A 9,862-nucleotide genomic window follows, 5' to 3' on the forward strand; every position below is an offset into this window, starting at 1 on the left:
GATCAGGGGCCGGGCGGGCGGCACGGCGTCCGTCCCCCTCTCCGTCCTGGACCTGACGACGGTCGGCAGCGGCTACACCGCGAGCGACGCCATCCGCACCGGCGTGAAGCTCGCCCGGCTCGCCGAGTCCCGCGGCTTCCACCGCTACTGGGTCGCGGAGCACCACTCCATGCCCAGCGTCGCCAGCACCGCGCCCGCCGTCATCCTGGCCCACCTCGCCGCCCACACCGACCGCATCCGCCTCGGTTCCGGCGGGGTGATGCTGCCCAACCACGCCCCTCTCGTCATCGCCGAGCAGTTCGGCACGCTGGAGGCCATGGCCCCCGGCCGGATCGACCTCGGTCTCGGACGCGCCCCCGGCACGGACGGTGCCACCGCCGCCGCGCTGCGCCGCACGGACCGGCTCTCCGAGGGCGCCGACGACTTCCCGCAGCAACTCGCCGAGCTGATCCGCTTCCTGGACGACGACTTTCCCGACGGGCACCCGTACTCCCGGATCCACGCCGTCCCGGGGCCGCTGCAGGGGACCACGCCGGGCGGTGTCCAGTCCCCGCACCGCCCGCCGGTCTGGCTGCTCGGCTCCTCCGGTTTCAGCGCGCGGCTGGCCGGCACACTCGGTCTGCCCTTCGCCTTCGCGCACCACTTCTCGGCGGCCAACACCATCCCTGCGCTGGAGCTCTACCGCGGTTCCTTCCGTCCCTCGGCCGTACTCGACGAGCCGTACGCGCTCATCGGCGTCTCCGCTCTCGCGGCGGACACCGAGAAGGAGGCCTACCGGCAGGTGCTCGCGGGGGCGATGACCATGCTGCGTCTGCGCACGGGCCGTCCGCCGGGCCTGATTCCCACGCCGGAGGAGGCCGAGGCGACCCCGCTGTCACCGATCGAGAAGGAGTTCGTCGACAGCTGGCTGGCGAACGTCGAGTACGGGACAGCGGACGCCGTGCGCGAGGGCCTGAACGGGCTCGCCGCGCGCACCGGGGCGGACGAACTGATGCTCACCTCGAACGCGCACAGCCCGTCCGCGCGGCTGCGCTCGTACGAACTCGTCGCCGACGCCTACGGTCTGCCGGGCGCCACCGCCGGGTGAGCCGCGTTCCCGTCGCCACCGCAGGCGTGCCGTTCAGCTCGCGCGGCCGACGGCCTCGACGAGCCATCCGGTCACCTCGTCGTCGCTCTCGTCGAGTGAGTGCACCTCCCAGGCCGAGGCCGTCGCCCCGAGGAATTCTTCGACGGTGGTCACCCGGCCGTGATGCCGGGCCGGTCCGGCCGCAGCGATTCCGGGCGGGCGCCGTCGAGCCCCACGGGAGGGCCCTCAGGGACGGCAGTCCGCCTCGAGGAGGGCGGGGACGTGCGACGGCGGAACCGCGCGGGAGTACAGCCAGCCCTGGCCGGTGTCGCACCCGATGCGGCGCAGGCGGTCCGCCTGCCCGTGGGTCTCGACGCACTCCGCGGTCACCGTCAGGCCGAGGCGGTGGGCGAGATGGACCAGAGCCTCGACGATGGTCTCGTCGGCGGGGTTGGGGTGCGCCCCCTCGTCGTACCGGAAGCCCTTCACGAAGGACCCGTCCAGCTTCAGGGCCGAGACCGGCAGCCGCGAGAGGTACGCGAGGTTCGAGTAGCCGGTGCCGAAGTCGTCGATGGCGATGCGCACGCCCATGTCGCTGAGGGCCTGCAGTGCCTGGAGGGGGCGTCCCGCCGAGCCCATGACCGCGGACTCCGTCAGCTCCAGCTGGAGCAGCCGCGGTTCGAGACCGGTCTCGGCCAGGATGCCCGCTACGTCGGAGACCAGGTCGGAGTCCCAGACCTGACGGACCGCCACGTTGACGCTCACGAAGACCGGTGGCACGTCGGGATGCTTCAGCTGCCACTCGCGGGTCTGCCGGCAGGCCGTCCGCAGCACCCACCGGCCGAGCTGGACGATAGAGCCGTCTTCCTCCGCCAATCCGATGAACCGATTCGGCGCCAGCGTGCCGAAGCGCGGATGGTGCCAGCGCACCAGCGCCTCCACGCCTCGCACCCGGCCGTCCTCCAGCCCGACCAGCGGTTGGTACTCCAGCGCGAACTCGCCCCGCTCGATGGCCGGCCGGAGTGTGCTGGCCAGCGCCTGGCGGGTCATCCGGTGGGCGTTGCGTTCCGGGTCGAAGAGCGTCCAGCGGGCCTTGCCGTCCTCCTTGGCCCAGTACAGCGTGGTGTCGGCGGCCTGCATCAGCCCGGTCGCGGTGGTGCCGGCCGCGGCGCGCTCCACGACCCCGATGGACGCCGAGACCGACAGCCGCTGCCCGGCCAGGTCGAAGGGCCGCTGGAGCGCCTCCAGCACCGAGCCGGCGAGCTCGGCGAGCTGCTCGGTGCCCGTGGAGTCCTCGACGAGCACCGCGAACTCGTCTCCGCCGAGCCGTGCGACGAGGTGCCCGCCGGGCCTGCCGGAGCCCGGCTGGTCGGCGCAGGCCGTCAGCCGCTGCGCGACCGACGCGAGCAGCCGGTCGCCGACCCGGTGGCCCATCGTGTCGTTGACGGCCTTGAAGCCGTCGAGGTCGAGGTAGACCAGCCCGATCCGTCCGGTGCCGCCGTGCTCGTACGACGCGTTCTCCAGCGCGCTCGCGAGCCGTTCGAAGAAGAGGGTGCGGTTGGGCAGCCGGGTCACCGGGTCGTGCATCTGCGAGTGGCGCAGCCGGGCCTGGAGTTCGCGGCGGTCGCTGATGTCGGCGACCGACAGCAGGACGTCGCCGCGCTCCGACTCGGGTAAGGGCGTGAGGGTGATCTCCGCCCAGAGCGAGTGGCCGTCGGGGTGCTTGAGCCGCCGGGTGCAGCGCAGCCGGGGGCGGTGGCCGCTCAGTACGTCGCGGTACGCGTGCCAGGTGCGGGAGTCCCCGCCGAGGTCGACGAGGTCGGCGGCGGCCTGGCTGTCGAGGGAGGCCGGGTCGGTGGCGAACAGGTCGGCGAGGGCGTCGTTGGCGGCGAGCACCAGCCCTTCCCGGTCGACGACGGCCATGGGGAGGTGGGCGGCGTTGTAGGCGGCCCGGTAGTCCGCCTCCCGGCCGGGGTGTTCGCGGTGGGGGAGCGCGCCGCGGGCCTCCCGGCCGATGCGGTGGCCGTCACGTTCGGTGATCACAGGCAGGGTGGTGTCGGGGGCTGAACCCGGCAGGTCGGGGGATCCGCTCACCGCTCGCTCCCGCAGTGCAGGTCGTCTCGTACAGGGATCGTGCTGATTGACGTGTGCCGTTCGGGGCCGGTCCCCGGCGCCGGGGGAAATCCCCCCGAAGGCGGAATCAGGCCCGAAAGTGTGCCGATCATAGGGGTTCTGGAGAGGGCCGTTCCAGCTACGCGCGCGTAATCAAGCCTTGGCGAAGGCTTCGCCCGCTCGCCCCGCGATACGCGCATCCGATGTGCCGAATCGTTTCCTCGACTCTCTGGCCAGGGCGGTCACCCGATCGGCCGATCGTGACTTTCCGTTATCCGGAGCATTCCCACCGGAGATCGTTCGGAGTGTCGGCCGTGTCCCCCGAGTGGGGTATCCCAGCGGGACGAACAAAGGGAAAAGCACACAAAGTGTTGAGAGTCCCGCTGTCCGCAGTCCGGAGGTCGACGTGCCGTGTCCGCAGCCACCCGGGAGAGGGGAGCGCCTCCGGTTGCGCAGAGCGGCGGCGGTGTTCACCTCCCTCTCGGCGCTTGCCGCCATGTCGCTCGTCGCGGGCCCCGCGGCCGCCACCCCGACCCACGCCCCGTGCGCCCTGGCCCGCACCGACGTCCATCACTCCGAAGGGCTCGACACCTGGAACTCCGCCTATCCGCGGCCCGCCCGCCGCCTCGACGCCCTGCTGCTCTTCCTCTCCTTCCCCGACTCCGGGCCGCGCCTCGCCCCCGCGACACTGGCCGCCGACCACTTCCCCGCCACCAGCGAGTTCTTCTCCCGCGCCTCCTACGGCAGATTCGCCCTGCGCGTCCACGCGCACCGGTCCTGGACCCGGATGCCGCGCCCCTCGACGGCGTACAAGGTGCAGCGGGACTGGAACGCGGACCGGCGCAGCGAGTACCTGCGGGACGCCGTGGCCGCCGCCGACCCGGCGGTGGACTTCGGGAAGTACGACATCGTCTACCTGATCGCCGACCCGGACGCCCCCGGCGTCGACTCCGACGCCACGAAGGTCGTGAACTTCGGACGTTCCCTGGAGGCCGACGGCACCGAGATCCGGCGGATCGTCACCGTCTTCGAGCAGCACCCGCCCGACCGCAACGTGCTGGCCCACGAGACGGGACACGTCTTCGACCTGCCCGACCTCTACCACCGTCCCGCCGCGGGCGAGCCGGGCGACTGGGACACGCACGTCGGCGACTGGGACGTCATGGGCAGCCAGTTCGGACTCGCCCCCGATCTCTTCGGCTGGCACAAGTGGAAGCTGGGCTGGCTGGAGCCGCGGCAGGTGATCTGTGTGACGGGCGCCAGGGGTGCCAGCCTGCACACCCTGGAGCCGCTCTCCGCCCCGCCCGGCGCCGGCCTGGGCGGATCCCGGCTCGCGGTGGTCCGTACCGACACGACCGGCGCGATCGCGATCGAGGCGCGTGCCGCCGTCGGCAACGACCGGGCGACCTGCACGGAGGGGGTCCTCGTCTACCGGGTCGGCACCGAGACCGCCTCGGGGGACGGTCCGGTACGGGTCCTCGACACCCACCCGGACACGGAGGCCTGCTGGGGCGAGTCCGTCTACCCGGCGCTCGCGGACGCCCCGCTGGGGGTGGGGGAGGCCTTCACGGTGCCGGGCGAGGGCATCCGCGTCGAGGTGGCGGACCGCACCGGGTCCGGGGCCTGGACGGTCAAGATCACCCGCGACTGAGCGGCGCCGGCGCGTCGGTCTCCCGTGCGCGGGAGACACGAAAACGCCCCTCGCGTCTCCGCGAGGGGCGTTTTCCGTCTGTGCGCCGCCAGGGACTCGAACCCCGGACCCGCTGATTAAGAGTCAGCTGCTCTAACCAACTGAGCTAGCGGCGCCTGCTGACGTCGTAGACCTTAGCACCCGGATCCGGGGGAGCGAAAATCGATTGTCCTCGGGGGTCTCGCGCACCGCCTGCATCGCCGCCCACAGCAGTACGTCGGGCCCCGGAAGCCAGGGATGCCGCGTGTCGGGGGCAACCAGCCAGCGGGACGAGGACGACTCGTGGACCGCCAGCGAGGGCACGGTCACGGCGTCCCCGGAGCCGTGGCAGAGCAGCCGGGGGATGGTCGCTCCCGACGCGCCCGCCGACCGCGTCGGGGGGCGCCGCACCCAGTCGAGCAGGGCGGGCAGCCGGTGCGCGGTCCCGGGCGTGGCGAAGAGCAGCATCCGGCCGCGGTGGGTGGCCACCGGGCCGCAGCCGGGACCCTGCTCCCACAGCCGGTCGAGCATTCTGCGGCCGAAGACAGCGGGAGCGTTCACGACGTCGAAGACCGTGCCGCACGGCACGACGCCGGGGGTCGAGGGGCGGGTCTCCCACAGCGCGAGCGTGCTGCGCGGACGGGTGGTGGCCGAGGCGAGCCAGGCGGCGCCGGTGGGGGTGACGGCCGCCGAGCGGAGGCGGGCCTCGTCCTCGCCGGTCTCCCGCAGGTGTGCGAAGTAGCCGAGGCCGTCGTCGTGGCCGTCGTCGTCGGCTTCGAGTGCCTCGGTCAGCGGCTCTTCGTCAAGGATGTCCCGATGCCAAGCGCTCATGGCAGATATATCTACCCGGAGTGACGGGATGAACCCCCAGAGTTCCCGGAATTGGGGACAGGGAAAGCACTGGTGGAGTACCTTGCCCTTCCCGCATATGCCACCGGCTCCTGGCCCCTTGTGGCGAGGATCACTTCGAAACCGTCTTCGGTTCCGGGATCCGGGTTCGCGTCCGCGCCCGGGGCCCCTCCGGGCTTCTCAGGAGTAGGACTCGCCGCGCATCAGGTCGCGGCCGAATTCGATCATCTTCTTCGCGTAGTCCTCGGTCCACTCCGCGCGGTCCGCGATGTCCGCGGGCGTCAGCCGGTCGAACCGCCGCGGGTCCGCCAGCTGCGCCGCCGCCACCGCCTGGAACTCCACCGCCCGGTCGGTCGCGGCCCGGAACGCGAGCGTCAGCTCGGTCGCCCTGGCCAGCAGCTCCCTCGGGTCGTCCATCGACTCCAGATCGAAGAAGTGCTCGGGGTCGGCGGCAACCTCCGACGGCTCGAAGAGCAACGGCGCGGGCCGCATCCGCTGCTCGCTCCGCTCGGATTCCGCCATGTGTCCGTCCTCCTCGGCCGTTGGGCCCGTCGGTGCCGTGCCCGCTGCGCCCGTCTTCCCGGGCCGTCTTCCATTGTCCAGTGCTCCGCAAGACCACCTCGTTCCCCGCCCGGAACGCTCCGAAAGGACCGCCCCGGCGGAGAGCGCGCCGGCGGGCGGCGGGACCCGGCCGCCTCCGCCCGCCCTACGGACGCCACGGCACCCGGTGGTCGGACAGGTGGTCCCACGTGGTCATCATCGCGTCCCACCCGTCGGGGAACTTCACCGTCACCCCCAGCTGGACGGGCTCGGTCGACGGGTGCTCGTCCAGCAGCTCCGCGACGCCGGCGCGGCAGACGACGATGCACGCGTGCCGGTGCCGCGAGGCCAGGACGCACAACCGGCCCGTCTCCAGGTGGAAGGCGGTCGCGTCGGGACGGCCGGACAGCGGATGCAGCACGACGGTGACGTCGAACTCCCTGCCCTGCAGCCGGTTGGCGGTGTCGACCGCGACACCCGAAACGCCCAGCTCCGCGAGCGCCGCCCGGACCGCCGCCGCCTGGTCGCGGTGGGCCGTGCCCACCGCGATCCGCTCGGCCGTCAGCGGCACCGGGTCCTGCGCGCGTTCGCTGGTGGCGGCCCCGCCCCGGTCCAGCAGCCGCCGTACGACCAGGGCCGTCACCCGTACCGCCTCCGGATCGGTGCGCGGGGTGTGCCGGGCGGGCAGCTCCAGCAGGCCCCAGCCCGACTCGGCCGCCTCGTCCAGCACCCGGTCGTGCGCCGAGCCGTCCGAGGGGACGCCGAAGCTGAGCCTCCGGTCGCCGTGGCCGGTGCCGCTGCGGAACGGCGTGTACGGATAGAAGGCGTCGGAGACCAGCGGCGCGGCGGAGGCCGGGAGCCGCCAGGACACCGGCAGGCGGTGCTGCGGCAGCTCCGGATTGTGCGCGAGGAGTGTGGTGACCGCGCTCGCCGAAGGGTCGTACGACAGACCCGCCCACTGCTCCGTGCCGACGACACTGAACGGGTCCAGCTGCCCCGGGTCGCCGACGAACAGCGCCCGCTCGAACAGACCGGCCACGGCGAGCAGCGCGTCCGAACGCATCTGGTACGCCTCGTCGACGATCGCGTGCTGCCACGGCTCGACGTTCTTCACGTGCGCCCACTTCGCGGCCGTGGACACCACCACGTCCAGTCCGGTGAGATCACCGGCCTTCGCGGACTTCCGCACGTTCGCCAGCCCGTCCAACGCCTTGTCGTACGGGTCCGGGTCACTGCTGTGCAGCCGGCCCACCGGCAACTCCGGGTCCTTCTCGGCGAGCCGCAGCACCAGGTCGTCCACCTGGGCGTTGGTCTGCGCGACCACCATCAGTGGCCGCCCGGCGCCGGCCAGCACCTGTGCGGCCCGCACGACGAGTGTGGACTTCCCCGCGCCCGGCGGTGAGTCCACGACCACACCGCGGTGCGAACCGTGCAGGGTGTCGTGCAGGATCGCCTCCGTCGCGCGGGCGGCGGCCGCACCGGGATCGAAGGTCTCCGCGCGGGCGGTCACAGAACGTCCTCCTCGGTCGTCGGGTCGGGCCGGGTGTCCGTCTCGGCGCCCGGCGGGCCGCCGTGCGTCCACGGCGTCTGCTCCGGGTCGGGCAGGGTGGGACCGCCACGCGGAGCGTGCTCGAAGAGCGTCCAGGTCAGCACGTCGCCCTTCGAGGGGACCGAGCCCTCGGCGGGCTCCTTGGCGCGGCCCATCCGGTCGGTCAGCCGCAGCACCAGGACACCCTCTTCGCCGGGCCCGGCGAATCCCAGGAATTCCGCGGTCTGCGGCTTGCCGTCCAGCGAGCGGTACGCCTTGGTACCCGCGGCGAGATGCGGACGGTCGTCGGTGCGCAGGGTCACCAGCGGGCGCGGGCTCGGGCGCTTGCCCTCGCTGTACGCCATGACGACCTCGACGACCTCACCCGCGAAGGCCTCGCCGGCCAGCCGCCGCCCCGCCATCACCAGCGGGTCGTCCAGGGCCTCCTGAGCGTCGAGCTGCGCCTGCGCCGTCTCGCGCGAGGCCAGCTTCCGCGCCGCAGTCACCGCGTCGTCGCGCCGCGGCTGGGGCGGCTCCCCGGCCCGCACGCGATCCCGGTGGCCGGTGAACGACCAGCGGTCCCGCGTCCAGCGGTCGTCGACCATCCTGCCCTCGGGCAGGGCCCGCAGCAGGTCGATGCCCCGCCACACCGACTCCCAGGTGGGCCGCAGCACCCCGGCGATCAGCGCGCGGATCGCCCGCTCGGCCTCCGCGAGCTCACCGAGCCGGGCGTCGGCGGCGAGCCCGTCCTGAGCGGCGGCCAGCGCGGCGCGCGCCCGGTCGTAGCGCTCCATCGCGGGCGCGAGCAGCCGGTTGTCGAAGGCCGGGTCGGTGGCCGGCCCGGCCGGCGGGCACACCAGCAGGCCCTGCCCGTCCCGCTCCAGCTCCGCCCGCAGCGCGGCGTCCGCGCCCGACTCGCCCTCACCGGGGTCGATCCAGGCGAGCAGCGCGCCCAGGTGCAGGTCCTCCAGGCCGGACTGCCCGGTCGCCCAGTGCCGCGACAGCAGCCCCGTCATCGACAGCAGCAGCGAGGAGCCGGGCACCCGGGCCCGCTCACCGAAGTGGGTGAACCAGCGGCCGAGCAGCGGCACGCGCGGCGGCGCGGGATACGGCGTGTCGGGGTCCTGCTCGGCGGTGCGCCGGAAGCGCATGGACCGCCCGAGCAGCCGTACGAAGTCGATGCCCGCGCCGCTCGGCACGATGAGCTGGGGCGCGTCCGCACACAGCTCCACCTCGACCTTGACGCGTTTGCCGGCCCCAGGGTCGGTCTCGGAGCGCTCGGCGGCCTCCACGTCGTCGGCGAAGCCGTCGATGTACGGCAGCACGACCTCCGCCAGTTCGGCGAGGAACGCGAAGCGCAGGTCACGGTCCCGCGGCTGCGGCACCACAAGCAGCCGGGGCTCCGCCCGGTCGGTGCCGACCAGTGCCCCGAGCGGCGCACCGGCCTCACCCGCGGTCGTGAGCGGCACGAACACGAGGGGGCGCTCGGCGACATGCCGGTGCCGCACGGTGGCGAGCGGCCGCGCCCGCCCGCTCTCCACGGCCTCCAGCCGGGCCAGGGTCTCGATGAGACTCACACCCGCCCCCTTCCGAAGCGCCACCGCACCACCGGACGAGGGCCGGTGGCGGCCCCTCCGGCCGCGTGCCTGTGCTCGCGGCTTGCGGTGGCTTTGGTCGCGCACTCGCCGGGCGGCTGCCGGCGCGCCGTGGTGCCTCTGGGCGTGCGCCGACCGGTCGTGGTGCCGCTGGGTGATCCCCCGGCGATCGGGGTCCCGGCAGGGAGGCCACAGTCGGCCGGCGTCCTGCCGACCGCGTGACCGAGCCCGCTGATCGCAGTGGCCCCGGTCATGCGGGCGCGGGGCAGCCTCCTGTCGGCCGTGGGCGGCGCGTTCCTCGGCAGCGGGGACGGCCGGAGCTGCCGGAGCTGCCGGGGCTTGTGCGGGGAGGGGAGCGGCCGCGGGGGCGTGCCGGGCGGTACGGGTCCAGCTCGCCGGCCACGATCTTCTCGGCCAGCGCGTCCACGTGCCGGTCGCCGTGCAGGTCGCCGATGCGTTCGCGCAGCGCCGTGACCGCGATCGTCTCGACCTCCCGCGCCGCC

The 9,862-nt window shown here is 73.6% G+C and carries 6 protein-coding genes, 1 tRNA gene and 2 pseudogenes; 2 read left to right on the top strand and 7 right to left on the bottom strand.

Features of this window, described 5'->3' with window-relative positions; translation table 11 throughout:
• Position 1 precedes the first annotated feature (1 nt).
• Positions 2-1,087 carry an LLM class flavin-dependent oxidoreductase gene (locus GUY61_RS29220; protein WP_313896929.1) on the top strand — a complete coding sequence of 362 codons (1,086 nt, stop codon included), beginning with the start codon at positions 2-4 and terminating at the stop codon, positions 1,085-1,087.
• A gap of 225 nt (positions 1,088-1,312) precedes the next feature.
• Here GUY61_RS29220 and GUY61_RS29225 read toward each other — a convergent pair whose 3' ends face one another.
• The gene (locus tag GUY61_RS29225) at positions 1,313-3,160 is read right to left on the bottom strand and encodes a putative bifunctional diguanylate cyclase/phosphodiesterase (RefSeq protein WP_398957320.1); all 1,848 of its coding nucleotides are present in this window, start codon (positions 3,158-3,160) and stop codon (positions 1,313-1,315) included.
• A gap of 424 nt (positions 3,161-3,584) precedes the next feature.
• On the opposite strand from GUY61_RS29225, the gene GUY61_RS29230 reads away from it, so the two are divergent.
• Positions 3,585-4,829, top strand: a complete 1,245-nt coding sequence (locus GUY61_RS29230; protein WP_166633260.1) for a M6 family metalloprotease domain-containing protein — start codon at positions 3,585-3,587, stop codon at positions 4,827-4,829.
• A gap of 81 nt (positions 4,830-4,910) precedes the next feature.
• Here GUY61_RS29230 and GUY61_RS29235 read toward each other — a convergent pair.
• The 6 genes and pseudogenes from GUY61_RS29235 to GUY61_RS29260 form a co-directional block, all read right to left on the bottom strand.
• A tRNA-Lys gene (locus GUY61_RS29235) sits at positions 4,911-4,984 on the bottom strand.
• Positions 4,975-5,678: pseudogene (locus GUY61_RS29240) on the bottom strand (bifunctional DNA primase/polymerase). The gene GUY61_RS29235 and the pseudogene GUY61_RS29240 overlap by 10 nt, the downstream one beginning before the upstream one ends.
• Before the next feature lie 198 nt (positions 5,679-5,876).
• A complete protein-coding gene (locus GUY61_RS29245) occupies positions 5,877-6,218 on the bottom strand; it encodes a hypothetical protein (protein WP_166633261.1) in 342 nt (113 codons plus the stop codon).
• A gap of 184 nt (positions 6,219-6,402) precedes the next feature.
• On the bottom strand, positions 6,403-7,746 hold the full coding sequence (locus GUY61_RS29250) for an AAA domain-containing protein (protein WP_166633262.1): 1,344 nt from the start codon (positions 7,744-7,746) through the stop codon (positions 6,403-6,405).
• Positions 7,743-9,341 carry a hypothetical protein gene (locus GUY61_RS29255; protein WP_166633263.1) on the bottom strand — a complete coding sequence of 533 codons (1,599 nt, stop codon included), beginning with the start codon at positions 9,339-9,341 and terminating at the stop codon, positions 7,743-7,745. The genes GUY61_RS29250 and GUY61_RS29255 overlap by 4 nt, the downstream gene beginning before the upstream one ends.
• 388 nt (positions 9,342-9,729) lie before the next feature.
• Positions 9,730-9,862, bottom strand: a pseudogene (locus GUY61_RS29260) (methylmalonyl Co-A mutase-associated GTPase MeaB); the annotation flags it as partial.

It is taken from the genome of Streptomyces sp. GC420, assembly GCF_009916105.1.
Classification (GTDB): Bacteria; Actinomycetota; Actinomycetes; order Streptomycetales; family Streptomycetaceae; genus Streptomyces.